This window comes from Sphingomonas guangdongensis (assembly GCF_900199185.1).
Lineage (GTDB): Bacteria > Pseudomonadota > Alphaproteobacteria > Sphingomonadales > Sphingomonadaceae > Sphingomonas > Sphingomonas guangdongensis.
On record NZ_OBMI01000002.1, the window covers coordinates 542,050 to 566,409 of the forward strand.

At 69.1% G+C, this 24,360-nt stretch carries 28 protein-coding genes; 18 read left to right on the forward strand and 10 right to left on the reverse strand.

Going from position 1 to position 24,360, the window contains the following annotated elements; translation table 11 throughout:
- Positions 1-12 precede the first annotated feature (12 nt).
- The gene (locus CRO12_RS09755) at positions 13-792 is read left to right on the forward strand and encodes a hypothetical protein (RefSeq protein WP_097063850.1); all 780 of its coding nucleotides are present in this window, start codon (positions 13-15) and stop codon (positions 790-792) included.
- Positions 793-872: 80 nt separating this feature from the next.
- Here the strand turns inward: CRO12_RS09755 and CRO12_RS09760 are convergent, their stop codons facing one another.
- Positions 873-2,078 (reverse strand): Gfo/Idh/MocA family protein, encoded by a 1,206-nt coding sequence (locus tag CRO12_RS09760; RefSeq protein ID WP_097063851.1) that lies wholly within the window; start codon positions 2,076-2,078, stop codon positions 873-875.
- A 121-nt stretch (positions 2,079-2,199) separates the two neighbouring features.
- Here CRO12_RS09760 and nagZ point away from each other — a divergent pair, with 121 nt between their 5' ends.
- The 6 genes from nagZ to tatC are packed head-to-tail and all read left to right on the forward strand — an operon-like array spanning position 2,200 to position 5,999.
- A complete protein-coding gene (nagZ, locus tag CRO12_RS09765; protein ID WP_097063852.1) occupies positions 2,200-3,207 on the forward strand; it encodes a beta-N-acetylhexosaminidase in 1,008 nt (335 codons plus the stop codon).
- A 7-nt stretch (positions 3,208-3,214) separates the two neighbouring features.
- On the forward strand, positions 3,215-3,946 hold the full coding sequence (locus CRO12_RS09770) for a segregation and condensation protein A (RefSeq protein WP_097064277.1): 732 nt from the start codon (positions 3,215-3,217) through the stop codon (positions 3,944-3,946).
- On the forward strand, positions 3,943-4,515 hold the full coding sequence (gene scpB, locus CRO12_RS09775) for an SMC-Scp complex subunit ScpB (RefSeq protein WP_097063853.1): 573 nt from the start codon (positions 3,943-3,945) through the stop codon (positions 4,513-4,515). Before CRO12_RS09770 ends, scpB begins: the two co-directional genes overlap by 4 nt.
- Before the next feature lie 30 nt (positions 4,516-4,545).
- A complete protein-coding gene (locus CRO12_RS09780; RefSeq protein ID WP_097063854.1) occupies positions 4,546-4,788 on the forward strand; it encodes a twin-arginine translocase TatA/TatE family subunit in 243 nt (80 codons plus the stop codon).
- Between the two features lie 55 nt (positions 4,789-4,843).
- Positions 4,844-5,227 (forward strand): Sec-independent protein translocase protein TatB, encoded by a 384-nt coding sequence (gene tatB, locus CRO12_RS09785; protein ID WP_097063855.1) that lies wholly within the window; start codon positions 4,844-4,846, stop codon positions 5,225-5,227.
- A 10-nt stretch (positions 5,228-5,237) separates the two neighbouring features.
- Positions 5,238-5,999, forward strand: coding sequence for a twin-arginine translocase subunit TatC (gene tatC / locus CRO12_RS09790; protein WP_097063856.1), 762 nt, complete (start codon positions 5,238-5,240; stop codon positions 5,997-5,999).
- A 23-nt stretch (positions 6,000-6,022) separates the two neighbouring features.
- On the opposite strand, the gene CRO12_RS09795 is transcribed toward tatC, so the two are convergent.
- The 4 genes from CRO12_RS09795 to CRO12_RS17990 form a co-directional block, all read right to left on the reverse strand.
- A complete protein-coding gene (locus CRO12_RS09795; RefSeq protein ID WP_245858368.1) occupies positions 6,023-6,589 on the reverse strand; it encodes a hypothetical protein in 567 nt (188 codons plus the stop codon).
- 113 nt (positions 6,590-6,702) lie between these two features.
- Positions 6,703-6,837, reverse strand: a complete 135-nt coding sequence (locus tag CRO12_RS09800; RefSeq protein ID WP_097063857.1) for an entericidin A/B family lipoprotein — start codon at positions 6,835-6,837, stop codon at positions 6,703-6,705.
- Between the two features lie 265 nt (positions 6,838-7,102).
- A complete protein-coding gene (locus CRO12_RS09805) occupies positions 7,103-8,677 on the reverse strand; it encodes a sensor histidine kinase (RefSeq protein ID WP_097063858.1) in 1,575 nt (524 codons plus the stop codon).
- 12 nt (positions 8,678-8,689) lie between these two features.
- Entirely contained in the window at positions 8,690-8,857 is a 168-nt protein-coding gene (locus CRO12_RS17990) for a NepR family anti-sigma factor (RefSeq protein WP_179640955.1), read from the reverse strand.
- 237 nt (positions 8,858-9,094) lie between these two features.
- On the opposite strand from CRO12_RS17990, the gene CRO12_RS09810 reads away from it, so the two are divergent.
- The 3 genes from CRO12_RS09810 to CRO12_RS09815 all read left to right on the forward strand — a co-directional run bounded on the left by CRO12_RS09810 (position 9,095) and on the right by CRO12_RS09815 (position 10,822).
- Positions 9,095-9,892, forward strand: coding sequence for a response regulator (locus CRO12_RS09810; RefSeq protein ID WP_097063859.1), 798 nt, complete (start codon positions 9,095-9,097; stop codon positions 9,890-9,892).
- 44 nt (positions 9,893-9,936) lie between these two features.
- The gene (locus tag CRO12_RS17995) at positions 9,937-10,086 is read left to right on the forward strand and encodes a hypothetical protein (protein ID WP_179640957.1); all 150 of its coding nucleotides are present in this window, start codon (positions 9,937-9,939) and stop codon (positions 10,084-10,086) included.
- A gap of 85 nt (positions 10,087-10,171) precedes the next feature.
- Positions 10,172-10,822 carry a sigma-70 family RNA polymerase sigma factor gene (locus tag CRO12_RS09815; protein WP_097064279.1) on the forward strand — a complete coding sequence of 217 codons (651 nt, stop codon included), beginning with the start codon at positions 10,172-10,174 and terminating at the stop codon, positions 10,820-10,822.
- 1 nt (position 10,823) lies between these two features.
- On the opposite strand, the gene CRO12_RS18000 is transcribed toward CRO12_RS09815, so the two are convergent.
- Positions 10,824-10,994: a hypothetical protein gene (locus CRO12_RS18000; RefSeq protein WP_179640958.1), complete on the reverse strand. Its 171-nt coding sequence runs from the start codon at positions 10,992-10,994 to the stop codon at positions 10,824-10,826.
- Positions 10,995-11,074: 80 nt separating this feature from the next.
- Here CRO12_RS18000 and glnE point away from each other — a divergent pair, with 80 nt between their 5' ends.
- The 7 genes from glnE (at position 11,075) to CRO12_RS09850 (ending at position 17,547) form a co-directional block, all read left to right on the forward strand.
- Positions 11,075-13,759, forward strand: a complete 2,685-nt coding sequence (glnE, locus tag CRO12_RS09820; RefSeq protein WP_097063860.1) for a bifunctional [glutamate--ammonia ligase]-adenylyl-L-tyrosine phosphorylase/[glutamate--ammonia-ligase] adenylyltransferase — start codon at positions 11,075-11,077, stop codon at positions 13,757-13,759.
- A complete protein-coding gene (locus tag CRO12_RS09825) occupies positions 13,756-14,220 on the forward strand; it encodes a peroxiredoxin (RefSeq protein WP_097063861.1) in 465 nt (154 codons plus the stop codon). Before glnE ends, CRO12_RS09825 begins: the two co-directional genes overlap by 4 nt.
- A gap of 201 nt (positions 14,221-14,421) precedes the next feature.
- Positions 14,422-15,180: a M23 family metallopeptidase gene (locus CRO12_RS09830; protein ID WP_245858370.1), complete on the forward strand. Its 759-nt coding sequence runs from the start codon at positions 14,422-14,424 to the stop codon at positions 15,178-15,180.
- A gap of 67 nt (positions 15,181-15,247) precedes the next feature.
- Positions 15,248-15,586, forward strand: coding sequence for an iron-sulfur cluster insertion protein ErpA (gene erpA, locus CRO12_RS09835; protein WP_097064281.1), 339 nt, complete (start codon positions 15,248-15,250; stop codon positions 15,584-15,586).
- 17 nt (positions 15,587-15,603) lie between these two features.
- Positions 15,604-16,374 (forward strand): exodeoxyribonuclease III, encoded by a 771-nt coding sequence (xth, locus tag CRO12_RS09840; protein WP_097063862.1) that lies wholly within the window; start codon positions 15,604-15,606, stop codon positions 16,372-16,374.
- Positions 16,371-17,165: a transporter gene (locus CRO12_RS09845; RefSeq protein WP_097063863.1), complete on the forward strand. Its 795-nt coding sequence runs from the start codon at positions 16,371-16,373 to the stop codon at positions 17,163-17,165. Before xth ends, CRO12_RS09845 begins: the two co-directional genes overlap by 4 nt.
- Before the next feature lie 148 nt (positions 17,166-17,313).
- On the forward strand, positions 17,314-17,547 hold the full coding sequence (locus CRO12_RS09850; RefSeq protein WP_097063864.1) for a hypothetical protein: 234 nt from the start codon (positions 17,314-17,316) through the stop codon (positions 17,545-17,547).
- A 39-nt stretch (positions 17,548-17,586) separates the two neighbouring features.
- On the opposite strand, the gene CRO12_RS09855 is transcribed toward CRO12_RS09850, so the two are convergent.
- Positions 17,587-18,738 (reverse strand): N-acetyltransferase, encoded by a 1,152-nt coding sequence (locus tag CRO12_RS09855; RefSeq protein ID WP_097063865.1) that lies wholly within the window; start codon positions 18,736-18,738, stop codon positions 17,587-17,589.
- Positions 18,739-18,856: 118 nt separating this feature from the next.
- On the opposite strand from CRO12_RS09855, the gene CRO12_RS09860 reads away from it, so the two are divergent.
- Complete coding sequence (locus CRO12_RS09860) at positions 18,857-19,960, forward strand: fatty acid desaturase family protein (protein ID WP_097064282.1); 1,104 nt, start codon at positions 18,857-18,859, stop codon at positions 19,958-19,960.
- A 4-nt stretch (positions 19,961-19,964) separates the two neighbouring features.
- Here CRO12_RS09860 and lptG read toward each other — a convergent pair whose 3' ends face one another.
- The 3 genes from lptG to CRO12_RS09875 form a co-directional block, all read right to left on the reverse strand.
- Positions 19,965-21,065: an LPS export ABC transporter permease LptG gene (gene lptG / locus CRO12_RS09865; protein WP_097064283.1), complete on the reverse strand. Its 1,101-nt coding sequence runs from the start codon at positions 21,063-21,065 to the stop codon at positions 19,965-19,967.
- A complete protein-coding gene (gene lptF, locus CRO12_RS09870) occupies positions 21,062-22,261 on the reverse strand; it encodes an LPS export ABC transporter permease LptF (RefSeq protein ID WP_179640960.1) in 1,200 nt (399 codons plus the stop codon). The genes lptG and lptF overlap by 4 nt, the downstream gene beginning before the upstream one ends.
- 82 nt (positions 22,262-22,343) lie before the next feature.
- Entirely contained in the window at positions 22,344-24,320 is a 1,977-nt protein-coding gene (locus CRO12_RS09875) for an ATP-binding protein (RefSeq protein ID WP_097063866.1), read from the reverse strand.
- Between the last annotated feature and the right edge of the window lie 40 nt (positions 24,321-24,360).

Below are 24,360 nucleotides of genomic sequence, written 5' to 3' on the forward strand. Positions count from 1 at the left end.
CCGTAGCGCGCAATGCTGATCCCGCTCGCCGTCGCCCTCTTGGTTCAGGGTGCTGCGCCCGAGGTATCGGCGTGGCAGGTGCGGGAGGCGCCGACGCGGTGCACGATTGCGCAGCAGACGCCGGGAAGGATCACCGCGATCAGCACCGTCCCGGGAAGCGACAGTTACCGCCTGGTGGTGGCCGATGCGAGCATCGCCGACGTGGGCGCGCTGGCGTCGGCGGCGATCCGCTTCGCGCCATCGGGCAAGCGCCTCCAGGGTCTGGCGAGCGCGGGCACGGTCGCGGGTGGGCAGCGGCTGGTGCGGATGGATGGACTGCCGCCGGAGTTGCTCGACAGGCTGGCCGAGAGTGCATCGCTAGCGCTGACGGTGCGCTCTCACCCGGACGTCGCGGTGCCGGTGAGCGGAGCCGCGGCCGGAGTGGCGGCGCTGCGCACGTGCGAGGCAGCCCGGCTGATCGCCTGGGGCGCGGATGCGCGCCAGTTCGAAGCCGGTGGTCGGCGACCGGTCGCGATCCGCAACCGTGACGAGTGGGTATCCAGCAGCGACTTCATGGCCGTCGCCGAACAGTCGCGGGGCGACGTCAACGCCGTGTTCCGGGTTACGGTCGCTTCATCGGGAACGATCGAGACGTGCCGGGCGGTCACTGCCGACACGCTGCCAGCCGTCGAGCGCGTGGTGTGTCGCGTGGTCGTCAACAAGCGGCTGTTCACACCGGCGGCGGACTCCGCCGGAACGGCGGTCGCGGGTGCAGCGACCTTTCCGATCCTTCTCCAGCGACGCCCCCGCTAGGGTCAGGGCAGATGACCGGAAACGGCCTTCTCCGGGCGTTCGCGTAGCGGCGAGCCGATACTAATTCCGGATTCCCGATCCTACGCCAGCATCCGTCCGTCCGGCGCGAGCTTCACCGTGCGGCCGCCGGCGGCGGACGCGTAGATCGCCTCCACCAGGCGGATGTCGCGCAGCCCCATCTCGCCCGGCGTGCGGATGGGCGTGTTGTCGCGGATCGCCGAGGCAAAGTGGGTGAGCTGCCCCGCAAACTGGACCTCGGGGTCGCCAGAGGCGAGCTCGCGCGCGTTCGGGCCCTCCAGCCGGACCTTGTGCCCGCCATAGCCGGTGCCCGGGTCCATGATCAGCGCGCCGGTCGTGCCGCGGACGTGAACCGCGTTGATGCCGTGCGAATCGTAGGAGGTCGCGAGCTGCCCGACCGCGCCGGAGGGAAAGCGGAGCTGTGCGCCCGTGTGCGCAAAGATCTCGCTGAAGCGCGGATCATTTGCCGGGCGAAAGGTCGTCGCGCTGACGCTCTCCGGCATCTCACTCGACAGGTAGAGGATCGCTTGGAGCCCGTAGAGCCCGTAATCCTCCAGCGGCCCGCCGCCGGCGAGCGCGCGCGCGAAGCGCCAGTTCTCCGCAGGCGTCGTCGGGCCGGAGCGATAGGACATCTCGGCGCGGATCAGGCGGATGTCGCCTGCCGCCTTCTCGCGCATCAGCCGCATCGCCTCCAGATTGTACGGCTCGAAATGGACTCGGTAGGCGATCATCAGCTTCTTGTTGGCGCGCTTGCCGGCCGCGATCATCCGCTCGCACTCGGCGGCTGACAGCGCCATCGGCTTCTCGCACAGCACATGCTTGCCGGCGGCGAAGGAGCGCACCGCCCAGTCGGCGTGGAGCCCGGTCGGCAGAACGATGTAGACCGCGTCGACCCGCTTGTCCGCGGCGATACGATCGAAGTCGGCGTAGGAGTAGCGGGCGTCGGCGGGCACGCCGTACGCGTCGCCGACCTGCGCAAGTTTCTCCGCATTGCCGGAGACGAGTGCGGCGATGTGCGCGCGGTCGCTCTGCACGAAGCGCGGCATCATCTGGTTGAGCGCGTAGCCGCCCAATCCGATGATCGCGAAGCCGACGCTGTCGGGACGCTTCTTCTGCGGCGGCGTGGCGGGCAGCTTGACGTTGCTCGGCAGCGGCTGCCCGGTCGCGGTGGGCGACCCCCGCCCCTGTGCCAGCGCACCGACGCTCGCCAGCGCTGCCGCGGCGCCGCCCGCCTCAATGACGCCCCTGCGCGTGATCAGATCCTTCATCTGCGCTCTCCCGTGTCGCTGCCGCGTGCAGAACAGTTGGGCAGGAGCATGTGCGATGGCGCGAGGTCCTGCAAGCGCCGCGACTTGGCGGAAACGCGTTGGTCGCGGTAGAGCCGTCGTCATGAAGCCTGTTATCTTTGCGACATCCGGCCCGACGCTGACGGCCGAGGAGCGCGCGTTCTTCACCGCTGCGGACCCGGTCGGCTACATCCTTTTCGGGCGCAACGTGGAGAACCGCGCGCAGCTCGCCGCGCTGACCGCGGAGCTGCGCGCGCTGTCGGGACGCGAGGACGTGCCGATCCTGATCGATCAGGAGGGCGGGCGGGTCGCAAGGCTCGGTCCGCCCGCGTGGCCGGCGTTCCCCGCCGGTCCGGCCTTCGATGCGCTCTACGACCGTGCGCCGATGTCGGCGATCGCGGCGGCGCGCGCGAACGGTGAGGCGCTGGGCGCGATGCTGGCGGAGGTCGGGATCACGGTCAATTGCGCGCCGCTGCTCGACCGCCGCTTCGCGGACACGGTGCCCGCGGTCGCCGATCGCGCGTTTGGCGGCGACGCGATGCAGGTCGGAGCCCTCGGCCGCGCGACCCTCGACGGGCTCGCCGCGGCCGGGGTGATCGGTGTGGTCAAGCACATGCCGGGTCACGGCCGCGCGGGTGTCGACAGCCACTACGAGCTGCCGGTGGTGCGCGCGAGCGACGCCGAGCTGGAGGAGGACATTCGCCCGTTCCGCACGCTCGCGGACGCCACGATGGGCATGACCTGCCACGTCGTGTTCACCGCCTGGGATGCGGCGCGCCCGGCGACCCTCTCGCCCACCGTGATCGCCGACGTGATCCGCGGCCGGATCGGGTTCGACGGGCTGCTGCTGACCGACGACATCGACATGAAGGCGCTGTCGGGCACGCCGGGGGAGAAGGCGGCGGCGGCGATCGCGGCCGGGTGCGACGTGGTACTCGACTGCTGGGCGCGGATGGACGAGATGCGCGAGATCGCGGACCGGCTGCCCGACATGGCGGCGGCGAGCCGCGCGCGCCTCGATCGTGCGGTGGCGAGCGTCTCGCGGCCCGCGACGCCGGTCGACCTCCATGACGCGATCGCGCGCCGCGACGCGCTGCTCGCGCTCGCCTAACGGCTGTATGCCGGACCACCCCGATCAGCTGGTGCTCGATCTGAACGGGTGGGAAGGACCGCTCGACCTGCTGCTGACGCTCGCGCGCGCGCAGAAGGTCGATCTGCGCGCGATCTCGATCCTGGCGCTGACCGAGCAGTACCTCCGCCACATCACGCAGGCTCGGGCAATGAAGCTGGAGGTCGCGGCCGATTACCTGGTGATGGCGGCGTGGCTGGCGTACCTCAAATCGGCGTTGCTGCTTCCGCGCGACCCCGACGCGGAACCCGATCCGGAAGAGCTCGCGCTGCTGCTCCAGCGCCGTCTCTTGCGGCTGGCGGCGATGCGCGAGGCGGGGGCGCGGCTGGTGGCGCGCGATCGGCTCGGCCGCGACGTCTTCGCGCGCGGCGCGCCGGAGGGGCTGCGCACGGTGCGGCGTACCGCGTATGAAGCCGACCTCTATGACCTGATCGCCGCCTACGGCCGGATCAGCGCGCGGACGCGACCTGTCATGCACATCGTCGCCCACCGCGACGTCATGACGCTGGAGGAGGCGGTCGCGCGAGTCTCCACGCAACTCGGCATGGAGCTCGACTGGACGGCGCTCGAGCGGTTCCTGCCGGACGGCGGAAGCGCCGATTACCGCCGCTCGGCGCTCGCCTCGTCCTTCGTCGCCGCGCTCGAACTCGCGCGGCAGGGAAGGGTGGTGCTGCGCCAGCAGGGCCCGTTCGCCCCGCTCTACCTTCGCGTGCCGACGTGACGTCGGACGACGGCCTGGTGCGGGCGGTGGAGGCCGTGCTGTTCGCCGCGGACGCACCGCTGTCGCTCGCCGAGCTGCGCCGCCACGTGGGTGGCGATGCGGCGATCGAGGACGCACTCGCGACGCTCCGCGCGCATTTTGCCGGACGCGGGGTCGAGCTGGTAGAGCGCGGCGGGCGCTGGCACTTCCAGACCGCCGCCGACCTCGCCCATCTGCTCCGCTACGACCGCGCGGAGAGCCGCCGGCTGAGCCGGGCCGCGACCGAGACGCTGGCGATCATCGCGTACCACGAGCCGGTCAGCCGCGCGGAGATCGAGGCGATCCGCGGCGTGCAGGTCGCCAAGGGGACGCTGGACGTGCTGATGGAGGCGGGCTGGGTACGCCCGGCGGGGCGGCGCGAGGTGCCAGGGCGTCCGCTGACGTACGCGACCACGCCGGCGTTCCTCACCCACTTCGGGCTTATCAGCCGCCGCGACCTGCCTGGAATCGAGGATCTCCGCGCGGCGGGGCTGCTCGATCCCGCAGAGCAGTCAGAGAATGACGTGGCAATGTCGGGGGATGGCGACTAGATAGGCGGCAAGGACGCTAGGAGTCGATCGATGGGTAGTATGAGCTTGGTGCACTGGCTGGTCGTCGGTGTGATCGTGATCCTGCTGTTCGGAGGCAGCCGCTTTTCCAACATGATGGGCGACGTCGCCAAGGGCATCAAAAACTTCAAAAAGGGCATGGCCGAGGAGGATGAGGTTACGCCGGCGCGCGAGCCGACCCGGATCGAGGCGCAGAAGGCAGCGGAGCCGGCCTACAAGCCCGAGGTCGAGCGCGCGCGCGAAGAGCAGCGCTGAGCCCTTCTCCTGACCCGCTGCCGCGGGCGACCCGCCCGCGCGGCAAGGCTGTTCCATGTTCGACGTAGCTCCCACCGAACTGCTGGTCGTCGCAATCGTCGCGCTGCTGGTGATCGGGCCCAAGGACCTGCCGAAGGCGATGCGCTTCGTCGGGCACTGGGTCGGTCGCGCGCGCGGGGTCGCGCGTCAGTTCCGCTCGGGATTCGACGCGATGGTCCGCGAGGCCGAACTCGCGGAAATGGAAAAGACGTGGGCGGAAGAGAACGCCCGCATCATGCGCGAGCACCCTAGCGTGCCGCCGGTCGGCACCGACCTGACCCCGCCCGATCCGGCGCCCGCGCCCGGGCCGCTGCGGCTGGAGGTGAGCGTCGAGCACCCGACGGTCGCGCCGGCTGAGCCTGGCGAGGGCACGCCCGCGACCGACAAGGCGCCGTCTTGAGGGGGCAGGCGTGAACGACATCGACGATACGCAGGCGCCGTTGCTCGATCACCTGATCGAGCTGCGTAGGCGACTGCTATACTGCGTGGTCGCGGTCCTGATCTGCTTCGGCGGCGCCTTCTATTTCGCGCAGCCGATCTTCGCCTTTCTGGTGCAGCCGCTGGTCGCCGCGGGGCAGAACAAGGTGATCTTCACCCAGCTGTTCGAGGCCTTCTTCGTCCAGATCAAGGTCGCGTTCTTCGCCGCGATGATGCTGTCGTTTCCGATCATCGCCATGCAGCTGTGGCAGTTCGTGGCGCCCGGGCTCTACCGCAACGAGAAACGCGCGCTGCTGCCGTTCTTGCTCGCGACCCCGGTGCTCTTCATCATGGGCGCGAGCCTCGCCTACTACATGGCGATCCCGATCGCGCTGCACTTCCTGCTGAGCTACCAGGGTGACCTGGGCGGCATCCAGCAGGAGGCGCTGCCCTCGATCGGCAACTATCTGTCGTTCATCATGCAATTCTTGTTCGCGTTTGGGCTTGCCTTCCTGCTGCCGATCCTGCTGATGCTGCTGGAGCGGGCCGGGATCGTGACCCGGGCGCAGCTGGTCGCCGCGCGCCGCTACGCGATTGTCGGCGCGTTCGCGCTGTCGGCGGTGCTTACGCCGCCGGACATCGGGTCGCAGTTGCTGCTCGCGGTGCCGCTGGTGCTGCTCTACGAACTCGCGCTGATCGGTATTTGGTTTACCGAGCGCAAGCGCGCCAAGGTCGCTGCCGCAGTCGAGGGCTGACGACCGGGGCCGATCGACGGCGCTCAGCCGTTCAGCCGGAACGCCCGGTCGGAGGGGGTGCAGCGCCGCTCGCGGCGGTTCCAGTCGGGGACCAGGCGGATCCGCCGCTTCGCATAGTAGCTGACGTCCATCGAAACTCGCACCCGCGCCGCGGGGTGAGACAGGATCATCTGATCGCCGCGGGCACCATCGCCGGTGTAGCAGTGCTTCCATCCCGCCGCCGCGAACAGTCGGGCGATGCCGTAGACCGCATTGTTGTCGCGCTCATGCCAGATGGTCAGCTGGTCGAACCCACCCTCACCGTCGCTGCCGACCATGTCGACCGCTGCCTCGAAAGGCCCGAGCGGACCGACGCGGATCGCGCGGCGCCGACAGCGCAGGCTGACCGCGTCCATGTTGACGCATTCGGTGAAGCCCGCGCGGCGCGCATCGGCCCGCGTGCCGCTGATCGGCAGGCCTTGCGCGAGGAGCGTCGGCGGTGGGTCACGGACTTCGGAGCAGCCGGTCAGTTCCGCGAGAAGAGCAACGCCGACGAAGGCGACCCACCGGTTCCGATGGCGTCGTAGCGCTGCTGGCGGCGTTCTGATCATGGACGCCGGTGTCGCAGACCGGCCCCGCACGGGCAATGACGCGTACGAGCGGCAGGTGAAATGAAAAGGGCCGCGGACTCACCGCGGCCCTGGTCAACTAGCTCGAGAGCGCCTTACTTCGCGTCGTCGGCGGTCTTCGCGACCGTGTCACCTGCAGACGACACGTCGCGGCCGACACCTTCGACCGTGTTGCATGCGCTGAGGGCCAGCGCGCCTGCAACCACGGCCATTCCGATCAACTTACGCATCAACATTCTCCTCAAACTGAAGCCAAATAACTGCGAGGAGGGAATGTTCGCCTTGCGATTTCGTTCCAGCTGCAGAACATCGCGATGTTGGGGAGCCCCGACGTAATTAGGCCCGGAAGCGTCACCGGGGGGGGGGGGGGGGGTTGACGCTTCCGGGCCCATGTCTTGGATAGCGAGAGCGGGGGGGCATAAGGTCGCTATCCGAAGAGCAGAACGGCCCCGGCCGCGCGCGGTTCCCCTGCGATGCGGCACCCAGCAAAAAAATCTACTCGCGGCCCAGCACGGCAATCGTGATCTCGTAGACGCCCAGGAGCGGATCGTGATGAAGCCGCGAGCGCAACTGCCGCGCGAGCCCCTCCAGCACCCGGCCGTAGCGCTGTGCCAGCAATTCCCGCAGCGTGTCGCCCTCGATCAGCGCCGGCGAGGACAGGCGCAGCGTCGCGCGCTCGGGCTCCGCAGCGCCGGCCAGCGACACCCGCAGCTGCGCCGTCGGCTGCACGGACATCGCCAGCTCGACGAGCTCGGTCACCAGGAAGGCAACCGCGACCGCCACGTCCTGCGAGACGAAGTACGGCTCGATCTCCAGCGTGATCCCGAGCTGGGCTGACCGTTCCGGCGCGGTTGCGCGGATGTTGGCGCTGAGTTCGCTCAGAACCGAGCGCAGGCCGAGGCCGCGGTTGACCTCCAGCTCGGCATAATGATTACGGTGGACAACCGCGAGTGCGTCGACACGACGCTGGATCGTCGCATAGGCCTGCTGCACCGGCGCGCCGGTCGCGCCACGCGCGTGGAAGTTGATCAGGCTGGCGATGACCTGAAGGTTGTTCTTGACCCGGTGGTGAACTTCGCGGGTCAGCTTGGTCTGCCGCACGAGACCGTCGGCCAAGCCCGCTTCGTGCGCGACCAGAGTGCGGGTGAGCTTGCGGAAACTGTCGCCGAGGTCGTTGATCTCCGACGCTGGGAAAGCGCCGAGCGCAACCGGATCGAAGACGGAGCCCGGCTGATAGGCGTCGATGTCGCGCTGCAACCCGCGCAAGGGGCGGATCAGCAAGCGGTCGACCACGAACCAGGCGAGCCCCGCGGCCAGCGCCCACATTAGAAACGGGAACAGCATGGCAACGAGCACGGGCGACGTGATCGGCGCGCTTGGCGCGCTCATCTGCAGCTGCAGGTCGCCGATCCCGACGGTGGTGTTCAGCCGGTCACGACGGGCGAAGCGCCCGCCGCGCGGCACTCTCAGCTCCAACGCGTCGCGCTCGTCGCGCAGCGTTAACGCATAGTCAGCCTCGAACCCGGTCGGCCGGCTGACTTCCTCCAGCATGCCGATCGGGAAAAACAGGTCGGCGCGGCCGCGCCCGGCGGCGCCGTCGACGGCAAGGGCGATCCCCTGATGAGGGACGATCACCATCGTGACGTCGTTCTCGCGCAGCGGCGCGGTGGGGCGGACGGCCGCACCGCAGCGAAGCCGCCCTGCGGCGTCGTACACCGCGAACTGGACCCTGGCCGACAGCGCCTGGGCGAAGACGCCGCGCAACCGGGCGCAACTCGCCGCATCGCCGGGATCGCGCTCAATGGCGCCGAGCGCCGTGCGCGCCGCATTCGCATCACCGAGCAGCTCGATGGCGAGCGTGCGCGACGCCTCCGCTGCCGCGACGCGCAGCCGCGTACGGTTGTCCAGATCGGCGTTGCGGGTCGTCTGATAGGCGGCAAGCGACGCAATTAAAGCGAGCGGAAGCAGCGCCGCGCTGAGGAAGAGTAGCAGCTTCGCACCGGTTGGCAGCCGCGCGACAACGCCAGCGCCTGTCCGGGACGGCGGCGTCGGCGAAACGGCATCCGTCATGGTGATGCGGCGTTAGCCAAGCTTCTTCAGCAGGTCGAGCATCTCGTCGGGAACGTGCTCGGAGACGGCGTCCTGGTACACGGCGCGCAGCGCATCGCCGACATTACGGCCGGTACGCTCCCCCTTCTTGCCGCCCGGTCGCGCCGGTGGCTTGGTGCCGTCATCCTTGATCGAACTCACCTAATCCCCCTCGACACCCCGGCGGCGCCGGGAGAGCACAAGACGTGCGCGGTTACGCGCCGCTTCGACCGGGAACCCCCGTTGTCGAGCGGCTATGAAACCAAACACCACCTCGATTGTTCCGCAACCGGTGCATTTTCGGGGGATAGCATCCCTTCGGCTGTGCCAGACCTATTCGCGCCGGACACGGGGGCGCCGCGCTGGCGCGACCCGGTCATGTTGGAGAATGCACTTTCTATGTCGCTTGGACAGCAGCTCGCGCCGCATCTTCCCTTTCTGCGCCGTTACGGCCGCGCGCTGACCGGCAGCCAGTCGGAGGGCGATCAGTATGTCCGCGCGACGCTGGAGGCGATCGTCGCCGCGCCGGGTGAGTTCCCCCGCGACGTCGATCCGCGGCTCGGCCTCTACCGCACGTTTCAGGCGATCTGGAGCTCGACTCACGGCGACAACCGTGTCGAGCCGGCAGAGCCCGGTACGGAGCATGAGGCGATCGCCCGCGCGCGCCTTGCCCGGATCGCGCCCTTGTCGCGCCAGGCGCTGCTGCTGACGGCGATGGAAGGGTTCACCACCGAAGATACCGCCTATCTGATCGACGAAACGCCGGCGGAGGTCGAGAAGCTGGTCGCGGACGCCTTGTCCGAGATCGACAAGCAGACCCGCGCGCGCGTCCTGATCATCGAGGATGAGCCGATCATCGCGATGGACATCGAATCGATTGTCCGCGACCAGGGCCATGAGGTGACTGGCGTCGCCGTCACCCGCGACGAAGCGGTGGCGCTCGCGATGGAGGACCGGCCGGGCTTGGTGCTCGCCGATATCCAGCTCGCCGACGACAGTTCCGGGATTGATGCGGTGAAGGATATCCTCGCCGAGTTCGACGTGCCCGTGATCTTCATCACCGCCTTTCCGGAGCGGCTGCTGACGGGCGAACGGCCGGAGCCGACGTTCCTAATCACCAAGCCGTTTCAGCGTGCCACGGTGAAGGCGGCGATCAGCCAGGCGCTGTTCTTCGATGAATCGACCGTACCGGCCTAGTAAACGGTTACGGAGCCAAAACGGAACTGGGGGGTTGAGCCTGTATGTCGAACCACACCGATTCCGATGGCGCGCAGCACGTCGACACCGACCGTGCCCGCGCCGGCGCTACGCCGGGGATGACCCGTTACATCCTCAGTGCGTCGCTGATCCTGATCATCGTTCTGTTCGCCCTGATCTACCTGCTTACCTGAAAAAATCTTTGCCTTCCGTCAGTTGCTGCCCACATAACGCGGGCTGCGGCGATGCGGTCGCGCGAATGATCCCGAACGGATGTTGATGACCGATCCCGAGAGCCTCGACGACGACGGCCGCCCCGCGGCCGAGCCTGTCCCGCATGTCCCCTTGAGTGATCCCGAGTTCAAGACGCAGCTCGGGCAAGTCATCCCGCATCTGCGTGCCTTTGGTCGTTCGCTGTCGGGCAGCCGCGATCTCGCCGACGATCTGGTGCAGGAAACGCTATTGAAGGCCTGGGCGGCGCGCCAGCGCTTCCAGGCCGGGACCAACATGCGCGCGTGGACCTTCATTATCCTACGCAACCTCTACCTTTCCCAGATGCGGCGTTCACGCTTCAAAGGCGAGTGGGACGATCTGGTAGCCGATCGCATCCTGGCCGCGCCGGCGAGCCAGGATCGCCACGTCGAGTTGACGGACATGCAGCGTGCGCTGCTTCACCTGCCCCAGCCGCAGCGCGAGGCCCTGATCTTGGTTGGCGCAGGCGGCTTTGCCTACGAAGAGGCGGCGGACATCTGCGGTGTCGCGGTCGGTACGATCAAAAGCCGGGTGGCGCGGGGTCGGGTGGCGCTGGAAGGTCTGCTGACCGACGGCAAACTCCCGTCCCGGCGCGAGCATGACGCCGGTGGGCGTACTGCGCTCGACACCATCATGGGTGAGGTCGATGATCTTAGCCGCGACGGACGGCAGAATTGAGCTACTGACGCGTTCCGCTGACGTGGCGAAGCGCTTCCAACAGTTGTTCGATTTCCCGGCCGTTATCGCTCGGGCAGCGATAGGCGTTGCGCAGCGACGCGCCCGCGGAATCGCTCGCCCGAGGTGGGCGGACGACGATGCTCTCCGTTGGGGCGTGATCGATGAGCGACATGCCGAGTAAAACTCGCAGTTTGCAGTTTTGTTGCTGATGAATGTGCGGGCGATCGGACTGCCTTGGGTCGATAGCCGCGCATGACGACGGCGTCGTCGCTGCCGGCCGATATCGAGGACGCGCTCGCGCGCGCCGTGGCGCACGCCCCGTTTCTTGCGCAGTTGGCGGCGCAGGCAACGGTCGACGACTTGCCAACGTGGCTTGACGATCCCGCCGTGCTCCTGGCGATCGATGCGGATGATGAGCCGGTCGCGCGCGCGCTCCGCCGTGTGCGGCGGCGCGTTGCGCTGACGGTCGCGATCGGTGACCTGTCGGGCCGCTACGATCTCGCCACCGTTACGGGGTTGCTGACCCGCTTCGCCGATCGGGCGCTCGACTTCGCGATCGCGGCCGCGATCCGGGAGCGCGTGCCCGATGCGGTGCCGGAAGGGTTGTGCGCAATCGCGCTCGGCAAGCAGGGCAGCTGCGAGCTCAACTATTCCTCCGACATCGATCCGATCCTGCTGTTCGACCCGTTGACGCTGCCGCGGCGCGACCGCGACGAGCCGGAGGAGGCGGCGGTCCGGATCGCGCGCCGCGTGGTGGAACTGCTGCAGCGCCGTGATGGGAACGGCTATGTGCTGCGCGTCGACCTCAGGCTGCGGCCATCGAGCGAGATCACCCCCATCGCGCTGCCGATCGCCGCAGCGATCGGCTATTATGAGTCGCAGGCGCTGCCTTGGGAGCGGGCGGCGTACATTCGCGCGCGGGCCGCGGCGGGCGACACCGCTCTCGCCGAGCGGTTCCTGGCCGCGATCCGGCCCTTTGTGTGGCGGCGTTCGCTCGATTTCGGCGCGATCCAGGAGATACGCGGCATCTCGCGCCGGATCCGCGACCATCACGCGCGCGGGCAGCGTTTCGGCCCCGGCTTCGACCTGAAACGCGGCCGCGGCGGCATCCGCGAGATCGAGTTTTTCGCTCAGATCCACCAGCTGATCCACGGGGGCCGCGACCCGGCGCTGCGCGCGCCCGCCACTCGTGACGCGCTCGCGGCGCTGGCGGGGGCGGGGCGGATCGACCCGGACGACGCCCGCGCGCTTACCGAGGCGTACACGCTGCTGCGGACGATCGAGCACCGTGTGCAGATGGTCGACGACCGTCAGACCCACACACTGCCGGACGGCGTGGCGCTGGACGGGGTCGCGCGGCTGCACGGGCTGCCGGGCGCGGCGGCGCTGCTCGATCTGCTGCGGCCGCATGTCGAGCGCGCCGGCCGGATCTACGATGCGCTGGATGCCGAACCGCGCACCCAGGTGCCGGTGGCACAGGAAGCGGTGGCGCAGATGCTCGGGTCGGGCGGCTTCGCCGATCCCGAGGCCGCGGCACAGCGGATCGCGAGCTGGCGCGCCGCCAGCTACCCGGCACTGCGCAGCGCGGCGGCGCAGGACGCGCTGGAGGCGGTGCTGCCGCAGCTGCTCGCGGCGCTTGGCAAGGCGGCCGATCCGAACGCCGCACTGCTGCGGCTCGACGCGCTCCTCGCCCGCCTGCCGACCGCGATCAACGCGCTGCGGCTGCTCGCCGCGCAACCGCCGGTGCTCTCCCTGCTGACCCGCATCCTTGCGCACGCACCAACGCTGGCAGAGGCGCTGGGGCAACGTGCCGGGCTTCTCGACGGCTTGCTCGATGCAAGCGCGCTCGACCCGGTCGGCAGCGTCGCCGCGCTCGCGGCGGAGATGCGGCGAGGCGAGGTCGGTGACGACTACCAGCGCCTGCTCGACCGCGTTCGCCTCTTTGTTGGGGAAAAGCGGTTCGCGCTCGGCGTGCAGGTGATCGCGGGGGCGGCCGATCCGCTCTCCGTGTCGGCCGGCTACGCGCGGGTGGCGGAGGCCGCCGTCGAGGTGCTCGCCGCCGCCACCGTCCAGGATTTCGCCCGGCGTCACGGCCGCGTGCCAGGTAGCGAGCTGGTGATCCTCGCGCTCGGGCGCTTCGGCGGCGGCGCGCTGACCCACGCGTCCGACCTCGACCTCGTGTATCTGTTCACCGGCGACTTCCAGGCCGAGTCCGATGGGGAAAAGCCGCTCGGTGCGGTGCTCTACTACAACCGGCTGGCGCAGCGGCTGTCCGCCGCGCTGTCGGTGCCGACCGCGTCGGGAGCGCTGTACGAGGTCGACACGCGGCTGCGCCCGTCGGGGAAGGCGGGCCCGCTGGTCGTCTCGCTCGAGGGTTTCGCCCGGTATCAGCGCGAGCAGGCCTGGACCTGGGAGCACATGGCGCTCACGCGGGCGCGGCCGGTGTTCGGATCGTCCGCGGCACGCGCGGTCACCGGGCACGTCATCAATGCGGTGCTGGCCGGCGCGCGGCCGGCACGCGACATCGTCGCCGACGCGGTCGCTATGCGCGCGGAGATGGCGGCCCACAAGCCGCAGGCGGGGCCGCTCGACGTCAAGATGGGCGCGGGCGGGCTGGTCGACCTGGAGTTCGCGGTGCACGCGACCCAGCTGGTTCACCGCACCGGCTTCGCGCCGGAATTGGATCAAGCGCTTGCGCAACTGGCAAGCGAGCGGCTGCTGCCGCGCGCGGTGGAGGAGGCCTATCCGCTGCTCGCGCGGTTGCTGGTGGTGACGCGGCTGGTCGCGCCCGATGCGCAGCCGCCCGGCGACGCGACCCGCGCGCTCGTCGCCGAAGCGCTGGGTGCGACCGACTGGAACGCGCTGCTTGTAGCGCTAGCGGCCGCGCGGCATGAGGTGGCGGCGGCCTGGACCGCGATCAGCGGAGAACGGACATGATCGAGGGCGACACCCTGCCGGACCTGCAACTCGCCGGTGCCGACGGATTGATCCGGCTGGCGGACCTGCGCGGGCGGCCGCTGGTGATCTGGTTCTATCCCAAGGACGACACGCCCGGGTGCACGAAGGAGGCACAGGACTTCTCCGCCGCGGCAGACGACTTTGCGTCCCTCGGTGTCCAGCTGCTCGGTGTCTCCAAGGATCCGGCGGCGAAGCACGCGAAATTCACCGCCAAGCACAACCTCGCCGTGCCGCTCGCCAGCGATGATGAGGACAGCACCGTGCTGACCGCGTTCGGCGCGTGGGGCGAGAAGCAGCTCTACGGCAAGACCTATCTCGGCATCGATCGGTCGACCTTCCTGTTCGATGGGTCGGGAACGCTGGTGCGCGCGTGGCGCAAGGTGAAGGTGCCGGGTCACGTCGATCAGGTGCTGGCCGAGGCTCGGGCGCTCGTTGCCTGACCTACGCGGCGTGGACGTTTAGCGTTCAACGCGCTGACGCACCGGGATTTCTCCCCGCCGCGCAACGCTTCGCCGCGCGACCCGTCCGGTTCACCCCGGGATTAACCGTTCCATATTGCGGAGTTAAGACATTCGCGGGCATCCAACCGGTGTCTTGAAGCGGAGGGGCTCCTTTTCGGGACAGTGATGACGGGACGGACGATGGCCTTCGGGCCGCCGGCGGTCGCCTACAAGCTGCGGGGTCTGATGATCATTTCCGTTCTAGCCACGCTGACGCACCGGGCGGTGCGGAGCCGTTCCTTCCTGATCAGCGCTCTTGTCGGGGCGGCGGTCGTCGGCGGCGGGGCGCAGGCGAACGGTTCGGGCGGGTCGTCGCAGCCGGTCGCCACTGTGGCGGAGGTCGGTGTCGCCGACGCCGGACAGGCCGAGCAGTTCCGCGCACTGTTTCAGAGCTGGAAGAAGATGGACACCACGGAGGGGACGGCAATTGCGATCCCGTCCACCCAGCCGGTCGACGCGCTCCAGTTCACCAGCAATTTCGGCGTCCGTTCCGACCCGTTCCGCGGCACGGCCGCGATGCATTCGGGGGTCGATATACCCGGGCCGATCGGCACGCCGATCTACGCGACCGCGGACGGCATCGTCGCCCGTGCCGAGCGTGCTGGCGGTTACGGCAACCTCATCGAGGTGAACCACGGCCGCGGCATCGAGACCCGCTACGGCCATCTGTCGAAGATCCTGGTCGAGCCGAACACCCGCGTTCGCCGCGGCCAGCTGATCGGGCTGATGGGGTCGACCGGCCGCTCGACCGGGAGCCACCTCCATTATGAGGTGCGGGTCGAGGGCCACGCCGTGAATCCGGTGCCGTACCTCCAAGTCGCCGACATGGGCGTCGCGATCCAGGACCGCGCGCTGAAGGTCCGTCAGGTCGCCGTCGGCGGTCCCGTCGACGAACGCTGAGCAGGCCGCCCGATCCGATCAGTGCCGGAGAGTTGCCGCGGTGCCTCGCGCCGCCTATCTCCGCCCCATGGCTACGCTCTCCACCGCGATCGATCTCACTCCCTCCGCCGCCGCCCGCGTCGCAGCGATCGCGGCGCGGCAGAACAAGCCCGCGATCCTGCGGCTTTCGGTCGAAGGCGGCGGCTGCTCCGGGTTCCAGTACCAGTTCGGCCTGGCGGAGTCGCCGGAGCAGGACGACGCGGTAGCGGAAACTGACGGCGTACGGCTGGTGGTCGATCCGGTCAGCCTTGACCTGGTGCAGGGCGCCAGCGTCGACTTTGTCGAGAGCCTAGGCGGCGCCGCATTCCGCGTGACCAACCCGAACGCTGCCTCCGGCTGCGGCTGCGGCTCCAGCTTCTCCGTCTGACGGCGGGGAGGGGGGCCATGAAGATCGTCAGCTACAACGTCAACGGTATCAAGGCGCGCCTGCCGCGCCTCCTCGAATACCTGACGGAGGCCGGCGCGGACGTCGTCTGCCTGCAAGAGCTGAAGTCACCCGACGACGGCTTCCCGGTTGAGGAGATCCGCGCCGCCGGCTTCGAGGCGGTGTGGCACGGGCAGAAGAGCTGGAACGGCGTCGCGATCCTCGCGCGCGGCATCCAGCCGATCGAGCGGCAGAAGGGGCTGGCGGGTGAGCCGGAGGACGATCACAGCCGCTACATAGAGGCGGAGGTGAACGGCGTGACGATTGCGTCCATCTACCTGCCGAACGGCAATCCGCGGCCCGGCCCCAAGTTCGACTACAAGCTGCGCTGGCTAGACCGGCTGGCGGCGCGCGCGCGCGACCTGCTTGCGGAGGAGCGACCGGTAGTGCTCGCGGGCGACTACAACGTCATCCCGCACGACGACGACACCTTCTCCGTGCCAGCCATGGCAGAGGACGCGCTGATGCAGCCGGAGAGCCGCGCCGGGTACCGCCGCCTGCTGGCGCAAGGATGGACCGATGCGCTGCGCACCCAGTACCCGCGCGGGGGCGTGTGGACCTTCTGGGACTATCAGGCGGGCGCGTGGCAGCGTGACGCGGGCTTCCGGATCGACCACCTGCTGCTGAGTCCCGCGGCGGCCGACCGCTTCGCGGGGGCGGGCGTCGACAAGGAGCATCGCGGCCGCGACAAGGCGAGCGATCACGCGCCGACCTGGGTGCGGTTGCGATGATCCGGCCGGCGGCGATCGCGGCCGCGTTGGTGATGGCGGCTCCCGCTTTTGCACAGGATGAGCCGCGCTTCTGCCCCAACCGACCCGACCTCAGCTCGTCCGGCTGCACCACCGAACCGGGGCGGGTGCAATTCGAATGGTCGGCGTTCGACTGGCAGCGCGACGACAGTCAGGACACGCGCGAGGACAGCTTCCTCGCCGCCGACGTGCTGGCGCGGATCGGCGTCGGTGCGCATACCGAGGTACAGCTAGGTTGGTCGCCGGCCGGCCGGGTCCGAACCCGCGATCTCGCCACAGGCGCGGCGGAGACGACGCGCGGTGTCTCGGATGTCCGCGTGGGCGTGCGGCAGGGCTTCGGCCCGCCCGACGGCGACGGCTGGCTGGCCGGGGCAGAGGGCTATGTGACGGTGCCGGTCGGTCGGACGCCGGTAGGGGCGGGCGACTGGGGCGCAGGCGCGATCATCCCGGTCGGCTACACGAGCGGCCCGTGGCTGTTCGAGCTCACCGGAGAAATCGACGCGGCCGTCAACGAGAGTGGCCACGGCCGCCACCTGGCCTACAGCGGGATCGCGGAGGTGGCGCGCGATCTCGGCACATCGGTGACCCTCGCCGCCGAGCTCATGGTTGCGCAGGACGACGATCCCGATCGTGCGACCACCCAGGTGCTGGGCGCAGCATCCGTCGCGTGGCAACCGACGAAGCGCTTCCAGCTCGATCTGCTCGCGGCGGCCGGCCTCAACCGCGACACGCCGGATTTCCGGCTCGTGACCGGCGGCGCGATCCTGTTCTGACGCCAACGCTTGGCGAAGCACCCCAATCCTTGGCGGAGGTCGCTTGACCGCTAAGCAGCTAAGTCATTGTGATTGCCCGGACTGGGTGTTTGGCACGCCTAATGCACTGACACACTCGCGAAGGGAAACCTGAAGAGGAGTGCCAATCATGATCGCCAGTCTGCTGCTCGCCGCTGTTGTCGCCATCCAGCCGGTGCCGTTCGCCGCGCCGGCCGAGCCGGGGGCCGCCGTCGCCACGCCGGCGACGACCGCGCTGGCCCCCACCGCCCGCTCGGTCGCGCCGCGCTACTGCATCATTGAGGCGCCGACCGGATCGCGGATTCCGCGCAAGGTCTGCGAAACGCGCGCCGACTGGGCTGCCAAGGGCGTTACGATCCCCTGATCCGGCCGACCCGGCGGCGGTCCCGTCACCGCCGCCGGCTCACAGGTCCTTGCCGTAGACCTGATAAACCTTGTTGATCCGGCCCGCTAGCGTGTCCGCGATCGAGCGCATCCCCTGATTGTCGTCGAGGATCCAGCCGATCTCGCCCCGCGTCGCGCCGTAGCGGTGGACGGAGGCGCGGCGAATATACTCGATCATCATGAAGGCGAGCTGGCTCGCCATCCGCGACGCCTGCAGCTCCTTGATCACGCCCATCAGCGGCACGCGCATCGTCCGCACCTTGGGCGCACGCAGCCACAGCAGCAGCTTCGCCCAGCCGAACGGCAACAGGCTGCCGTTCAGCGGCTTGATCGCTTCGTTGAGGTCGGGAAGCGTGATCATGAAGGCGACCGGGCGGCCGTCGAGCTCGGCGATGCGGATCAGGTCGTTGAACACGATCGGCTTCAGCTTGACCCCCACGTCCTTGATCTCGGGCGGGGTCAGGGGCACGAAACCCCAATTGTCCGACCAGGCATCGTTCAGGATGGCGAGGATGAACGCGGCCTCTTCCTCGAAGCGCGACTTGTCGACCTCGCGCACGCGGATGCGGGGGTTCCGCTCGCCCGACTGGATGATCCGCTGCACCAGGGGCGGGAATTCCTGTGTGATGTCGAGGTCGTAGGTCAGCAACTGCTTGACCGGATCGTAGCCTGCCGCCTCGATCCACTCGCGATAGATCGGCCGCGCGTGCCCCATCATGATGGTCGGCGAATGATCATGGCCTTCGATCAGCAGCCCCGGCTCCTCCCAGATCGACATGGAGATCGGCCCCAGTGCCCGCCTCATGCCCTGGCCGCGCAGCCACTCCTCCGCCGTCGCGATCAGTTGCGCGCCGATCGCGGCGTCCTCCGCATCGAACAGCCCCCATTGGCCGACCCCGGGGCCGAAGCCTTGGTCCGCCGGCATGGTGAGTGCCAGCGTGTCGATATGCGCGGAGATGCGCCCGACCACGCGACCCCCTCGCTCGGCCAGGAACAGCTGCGCCTCCGCGTGGCTGAACCAGCCGTTCTTCGCCGGCGTGATCAGGCCCAGCGCCTCGCCCTTCAGCGGCGGCACCCAGTGGGGATCCTCGGCGTAAAGCCGGAACGGCAGGTCGACGAACTTCTTGCGATCGGCCTTCGCCGTGATGGGGCGGATGGTGACGTCGGACATGTTAGGAAACCTTCCAGCAATCAGGCGGCGCGAGCAGTCAGCGGCCCCGCGGACCCTGTCAAGCGACCCCCTCCAAATGCCACGCTGGTGCCACTATCTTGCGTCAATGGCGACCTCCATGACAACCTCCTCGATCTCGGCAGACACGCGCTCCGCCTTTGTCGGCGTGCGGGCGACTGCGCGCGCTCCACGCCCCGTCATCGTGGATGACAAGGCGCTGCTGCGGACCGCGGCCGAGATCTCGCGCGACCTGCATTCGGCGAAGCCGGCGATCTACTGGGGCGACACGATCGCCTCCGCGCTGGTCGGCTATGCGGCGCTCGCGGGTGCGATCCTGGCGCCCTCGACCGGTTGGGCGTTGGCGGCGGCGGTGGTTGCGGTGTTCGCGCTCTACCGGGCGGGCAGCTTCATTCACGAGGTCAGCCACATCAAGCACGCGGCGGTGCCCGGCTTTCGGCTCGGCTGGAACCTGCTGGTCGGCATTCCGCTGCTGATCCCATCCTTCATGTACGAGGGGGTCCACAACCTCCATCACGCCAAGACCCGCTACGGCACGGTTGACGACCCGGAGTATCTGCCGCTCGCGCTGATGAAGCCGTGGTCGGTGCCGCTGTTCGTCGTGACCGCCGCGCTCGGGCCGATCGCGCTCCTGTTCCGCTTCGCGGTGCTGTCGCCGCTGTCGCTCGCGATCCCGGGGCTGCGCCGGACGATCGCGGCGCGCTTTTCCGCGCTCGCGATCAACCCGGCCTTTCGTCGTCGCGACGCGACGAGCGACTATCGCAAGCTGTGGGTGCGGCTGGAGGTCGCGACGAGCCTGTGGGCGATCACGCTGGTGGCGCTGGTCGCGACCGGGGTGGTGCCGCTGCGCGCCTTTGCGATCTTCCTCGCGATCCTGTCGGCGACCATGGTGCTGAACCAGGTTCGCACGCTGGTCGCGCACCTGTGGGAGAATGAGGGCGAGGCGATGAGCGTCACCGCCCAGTACCTCGATTCGGTCAACGTGCCGCCGCCGGCGCTGCTGCCGGCGCTGTGGGCGCCGGTTGGCCTGCGCTATCATGCGCTCCATCACCTGCTCCCGGGACTGCCGTACCACGCGCTCGGTGAGGCGCATCGCCGGCTGTCGGCGGCGGTGGAGGCGGGCTCGCCCTATCACAAGGCGAGCTACGACGGGCTGCCCGGCCTGCTGCACCGGCTGGTGCGGAGCACGCTCGGCCAGCGGTGAGCGACTACTCTTCCGTCCGGATCAGCACCGCCTCGCCGACAAGCAGGAAGAGCAGGAACGGCGCCCAGGCGGCGAGGAACGGCGGGTAGGCGCCGAGCGTGCCCATCGCGAGCGCGAAATTGTCGGCGACGAAATAGGCGAAGCCGAGCGCCATGCCGATCACAGCGCGGATGAAGAGCTTGCCCGAGCGCGCGACGCCGAACGCCGCCACCGCGCCCAGCAGCGGCATCAGCACGGCGGACAGCGGCCCGGACAGCTTGTGCCAGAGGTTGCCCTCGAGCGCCTTGGTCGGGCGACCGGCGTCGCGCAGATCGTCGATCGCGGCCGACAGCGCGCCGAAGGACAGCCCGTCCGCGCTGACGCTCGACAGGGTGAATTGGTCGGGGCGCACACCCTGCGCCACCAGTGGGTTGCCGAGCGCAGACTGCCGCCCGCTCGCCACGTCGAAGCGCCGCGCGTTGGTCACGCGCCAGCCGTTCCCCTCCGGCCGGCCGGCATCGGCGAGAATGACATAGGTCAGGCGCCCGGCCTCCCGCTCGTAGAGGCTGACGCCAGCGAGCCGCGCGCCGGCGCCACGGCCGCTGATCCGACTGGCGTGGATCAGGTCGTTGCCGCGCCGCACCCACACGTTGGTGCGGTCGCCGCGGTCGACGGGGATCGGTCCGTAGTCGACCTTCCGCCAGGTATCGAGCGTCGCGGTCGCTCGGGCGACGACGCGATCGTTGAAGGCGAACGAGACGATCGCGACGCCGAGCGCCGCGACGATCAGCGGCGCGAGCACCTGGTGAGCCGACAGCCCCGACGCCTTGAGTGAGATTACCTCGCTGTTCTGGTTGAGCGTGGTCAGCGTGATGATGGTCGCGAGCAGCACGGAGAAGGGCAGGATCGGCCAGGAGACGATCTGCGGCATGCGGAGCGATATGTAGCGCAGGATTTGCGCCTGACCGTTGCCCTCATAGGCGAGGATGCGACCGCTCTCGCTCAAGAGGTCGAGCGTCTGGAGGATCAGCGCCATCCCCGCGACCACGGCCAGGATCCGCACCAGGAATGTCTTGGCGAGATACCAGGTGATCGTACGCGACGGGAAGAAGGAGTTGAGCGTCACGCCGCAGCCACCCGCCGGCGGCCGAGCGAGAAGCGTCGCCTGATCCAACCCCAGGCCTTGCCGGCGACGCGTTCGAGCGCGCCGATCGGCTGGCCGCCGGGCACATAAGCGATGGTGTAGTACATCCAGAAGGTCAGCGCCGCGAACAGCGCAAAGGGTCCCCACAGCGTGATAATCGGATCGACCCGGCCGAGCCCGCCGATGTCCTCACCATATTCGTTGATCTTGTGATAGGCGACGATCATCACGATCGCGACGAACACGCCGAGCGCCGACGTCGAGCGTTTCGGCGGAACCCCCAGCGAAAGCGCCAGCATCGGCAGCAGGAACATGGTCGCGACCTCCGCCAGGCGGAAGTGAAAGGCGGCGCGGCTGGTGTCGCGAAGCTCCTCCGACACGCGGGAATCCTGCCCCAGCACGGCGAGCTCCGGCAGGGTCAGTTCCAGGTTGCGCTCGCCGCGCCGCCGGAACGCCTCGAACCGCGGCAGGTCGATGGGCAGGTCGTGCGACGTGAAAGACAGCACCCGCGGACTGACGTAGCCCGGCGCGTAGTGGACCAGCGTACCGTTGGTCAGGCGGAAGATGATCACGTCGGGATCGTCGGTGCGCAGGAACTGCCCGCGCTCGGCCGTCGCCGACGCCCAATTGCCGGGGGAGGGGGTCGCGTGGACGAAGATGCCCGAGAGCTCGGCGCCCTTGTTGCGGCTGCGCTCGATCCGGAGCGTCAGCCGGTCGCCCAGCCTGGTGAACTCGCCGACCTTGATCGATGCGCCGAGCGCGCCCGAGCGGAGTTCGAATCGCAGGCCCTCATAGGCGTAGCGCGCGCGCGGCTGCACATAGCCGACGATCGCGAGGTTGAGCGCGGCGAGCACGATTGCGTAGAAGTACGGAACGCGCAGCAGCCGCGCGTAGCTCATGCCAACGCCGCGCAGAACGTCGAGCTCGGACGTGGTCGCCAGCCGGCGAAAGGCGAGCAAAATGCCGAGCATCAGCCCGATCGGGATGCCGAGCCCGAGGTACTCGGGCAGCAGGTTGGCCAGCATCTTCCACACCACACTGACCGGGCCACCCTCCGTCGCGACGAAGTCGAACAACCGCAGCATGCGGTCGAGCACCAGCAGCATCGCCGCGATGAGCAGCGTCGAGATCAGCGGCACCGCGATCAGGCGGGCCATGTAGCGATCGATCGACTTCATGAGGTGTGGAGCAGCCGGAGGCCTTCGGAGCGGACGGGGCAGCTATACGCGGGAAGCCCGCGCCTGCCAGCCCCCGAAACGCTCAGGCAGCGGCGGTCTGCGGCACGGCAGGGGTGGCGCCGCGAGCCGCCAGCGCCTGGCGCACCGCGCCGTCGAGCCCGGCGATCGTGAACGGCTTGCGGAGCACGCCGTGGCCGCCGAAATCCTCCGCCTCGCCCGCTTCGCCGGCGTAGCCCGTGACGAACAGGACGGCGGCATCCGGCCGGAGCTGCGACAGCTCGCCGACCAGTTCGGGCCCGGTCTTCCCCGGCATCAGCACGTCCGAGATGATCAGGTCGATGACATCCAGGTTGTTGGCGACCGCCATCGCCTTCAGCGGGTCGTTGCACGCGATCGGCTGGTGGCCGAGCTCGGTCAGCGCGGCGACGGTGGCGGAGAGCACGCGAGGATCGTCCTCGACGACGAGTACCTGGAGCGGGCGCACCTGGCGCCCGGCGATTGCCTCGACCAGCACGGGCGCGGTGCTCGCCCCGCTGTCCGCCGCGGCGTGCCGGGGGAGGTAGATGGTGACGGTGCAGCCTTCGCCCGGCGCGGAGCGGATCGCGATGTCGCCGCGCGACTGCTGGACGAAGCCGAAGATCTGGCTGAGACCGAGCCCCGTTCCCTTGCCGACCGGCTTGGTGGTGAAGAAGGGCTCGAAAACGCGGTCGATCACCTCCGGGGTCATGCCGACGCCGGTGTCGGTGACGGCGATGGTCGCGTAATCGCCGGCGGCGCAGTGTCCCACCTCGTGCTCGGCAAGCGTGACGGCCCCGGTCGCGATGGTCAGCGTGCCGCGGCCGTCCATCGCGTCGCGGGCGTTGACGGCAAGGTTCAGGATCGCGTTCTCCAGCCCGTGGCGGTCGACCCAGACGTGCCAGCCCGGTTGCGCATGCGCTGTCCTGACCTGGATCAGGTCGCCGAGCGTCCGGTCGATCAGGTCGCGCATGCCCTCGATCAGCGCGCGCGCCTCCACTGCCTGCGGCAGCAGCGGTTCGGACCTGGCGAAGGCGAGCAGGCGCCGGGTGAGGGCGGAGGCGCGGCTCGCGCCCTCGGCCGCGCTGTCCAGGTGCCGCAGCACGTCGGCGCCGCCATCTAGGTGCCGGCGCTTAGCGAGTTCGATGCCGCCGAGCACGACGGCAAGCATGTTGTTGAAGTCGTGGGCGATACCGCCGGTCAGCTGTCCGACCGCGTCGAGCTTCTGGATCTGGCGCAGCCGCGCCTCGGCCGCGGCGCGCTCGGCGGCCTCCGCGTGCAACTCACGGGTCGCGTCGGCGACCGCCAGCTGCAGCAGTTCGGAGCGCTGCCGCTCGGCGTCCGCCTCGGCCGACGAGATCGCGCGGTCGGCCAGCGCTCGCACGGTCATGTAGCCGAGCACGATCGCGCCGATCATCAGCGCGATACCGAAGCCCGCGAACAGCTTCACCGCGCGGTTGGAGGTCTCGATCGACTCGAGCGCCGTCGCCGATCGCTCGGTAAGAAGGTGTCGCTCCGACGCGATCAGCCCTTTGAGCAGCGTGTCGATGCGTGCGAGCGCGGCGCCGTCGCGGGCACGATAGAAGCGGGCTAGCGCCTGCGCGTTCTTGCTGTAGTTGGTCGACAGCGCGATCAGCGCGAGCTCGTCGCCGCGTTCCTGATACGCTTGGCGGAGTGCGGCGACGCGCGCGGTTTGCTCCGAATTGTCGCGCGTGATGATGCCCAGGCGTCGGATCTGCTCGCCCGCCAGCACCCAATAGGCCGAGTACTGCTGCCCGAGCGTCCGGTCGGTTGAGATCACGTAGCGTCCCAGAGCCGCTTCCGCCCGGGCCATCGTACCCGCCAGCGTGCGGGTCAGGATCATCACCTCGTAGCTGTGTGACTGCAGGCGAAGCGCGCGATCGCGCTCTCGCGTGCCATCGGCGAGCGAATATATCATCGTGAAAAGGACGCCCGCGCCAAGCAGCGCCACGATCGTCAGCATGATCGTGCGCCAATTGGCGTAGACCGCGGTCACCGCCCTGGACGTGCCCCACCCGCTCATCCCGGCTGCGTTGTAGCCGAACGCGAGTCGCGTGGAAAGC

Excerpts from the sequence above, each read along its gene's own strand:
- CRO12_RS09755 (WP_097063850.1), top strand. The coding sequence starts at position 13 with ATGCTGATCCCGCTCGCCGTCGCCCTCTTGGTTCAGGGTGCTGCGCCC.
- CRO12_RS09760 (WP_097063851.1), bottom strand. The coding sequence starts at position 2,078 with ATGAAGGATCTGATCACGCGCAGGGGCGTCATTGAGGCGGGCGGCGCC.
- nagZ (WP_097063852.1), top strand. The coding sequence starts at position 2,200 with ATGAAGCCTGTTATCTTTGCGACATCCGGCCCGACGCTGACGGCCGAG.
- CRO12_RS09770 (WP_097064277.1), top strand. The coding sequence starts at position 3,215 with ATGCCGGACCACCCCGATCAGCTGGTGCTCGATCTGAACGGGTGGGAA.
- CRO12_RS09780 (WP_097063854.1), top strand. The coding sequence starts at position 4,546 with ATGGGTAGTATGAGCTTGGTGCACTGGCTGGTCGTCGGTGTGATCGTG.
- tatB (WP_097063855.1), top strand. The coding sequence starts at position 4,844 with ATGTTCGACGTAGCTCCCACCGAACTGCTGGTCGTCGCAATCGTCGCG.
- CRO12_RS09795 (WP_245858368.1), bottom strand. The coding sequence starts at position 6,589 with ATGATCAGAACGCCGCCAGCAGCGCTACGACGCCATCGGAACCGGTGG.
- CRO12_RS09800 (WP_097063857.1), bottom strand. The coding sequence starts at position 6,837 with ATGCGTAAGTTGATCGGAATGGCCGTGGTTGCAGGCGCGCTGGCCCTC.
- CRO12_RS09805 (WP_097063858.1), bottom strand. The coding sequence starts at position 8,677 with ATGACGGATGCCGTTTCGCCGACGCCGCCGTCCCGGACAGGCGCTGGC.
- CRO12_RS09810 (WP_097063859.1), top strand. The coding sequence starts at position 9,095 with ATGTCGCTTGGACAGCAGCTCGCGCCGCATCTTCCCTTTCTGCGCCGT.
- CRO12_RS17995 (WP_179640957.1), top strand. The coding sequence starts at position 9,937 with ATGTCGAACCACACCGATTCCGATGGCGCGCAGCACGTCGACACCGAC.
- CRO12_RS09815 (WP_097064279.1), top strand. The coding sequence starts at position 10,172 with ATGACCGATCCCGAGAGCCTCGACGACGACGGCCGCCCCGCGGCCGAG.
- CRO12_RS18000 (WP_179640958.1), bottom strand. The coding sequence starts at position 10,994 with ATGTCGCTCATCGATCACGCCCCAACGGAGAGCATCGTCGTCCGCCCA.
- glnE (WP_097063860.1), top strand. The coding sequence starts at position 11,075 with ATGACGACGGCGTCGTCGCTGCCGGCCGATATCGAGGACGCGCTCGCG.
- CRO12_RS09825 (WP_097063861.1), top strand. The coding sequence starts at position 13,756 with ATGATCGAGGGCGACACCCTGCCGGACCTGCAACTCGCCGGTGCCGAC.
- CRO12_RS09830 (WP_245858370.1), top strand. The coding sequence starts at position 14,422 with ATGGCCTTCGGGCCGCCGGCGGTCGCCTACAAGCTGCGGGGTCTGATG.
- erpA (WP_097064281.1), top strand. The coding sequence starts at position 15,248 with ATGGCTACGCTCTCCACCGCGATCGATCTCACTCCCTCCGCCGCCGCC.
- xth (WP_097063862.1), top strand. The coding sequence starts at position 15,604 with ATGAAGATCGTCAGCTACAACGTCAACGGTATCAAGGCGCGCCTGCCG.
- CRO12_RS09845 (WP_097063863.1), top strand. The coding sequence starts at position 16,371 with ATGATCCGGCCGGCGGCGATCGCGGCCGCGTTGGTGATGGCGGCTCCC.
- CRO12_RS09850 (WP_097063864.1), top strand. The coding sequence starts at position 17,314 with ATGATCGCCAGTCTGCTGCTCGCCGCTGTTGTCGCCATCCAGCCGGTG.
- CRO12_RS09855 (WP_097063865.1), bottom strand. The coding sequence starts at position 18,738 with ATGTCCGACGTCACCATCCGCCCCATCACGGCGAAGGCCGATCGCAAG.
- CRO12_RS09860 (WP_097064282.1), top strand. The coding sequence starts at position 18,857 with ATGACAACCTCCTCGATCTCGGCAGACACGCGCTCCGCCTTTGTCGGC.
- lptF (WP_179640960.1), bottom strand. The coding sequence starts at position 22,261 with ATGAAGTCGATCGATCGCTACATGGCCCGCCTGATCGCGGTGCCGCTG.
- CRO12_RS09875 (WP_097063866.1), bottom strand. The coding sequence starts at position 24,320 with ATGAGCGGGTGGGGCACGTCCAGGGCGGTGACCGCGGTCTACGCCAAT.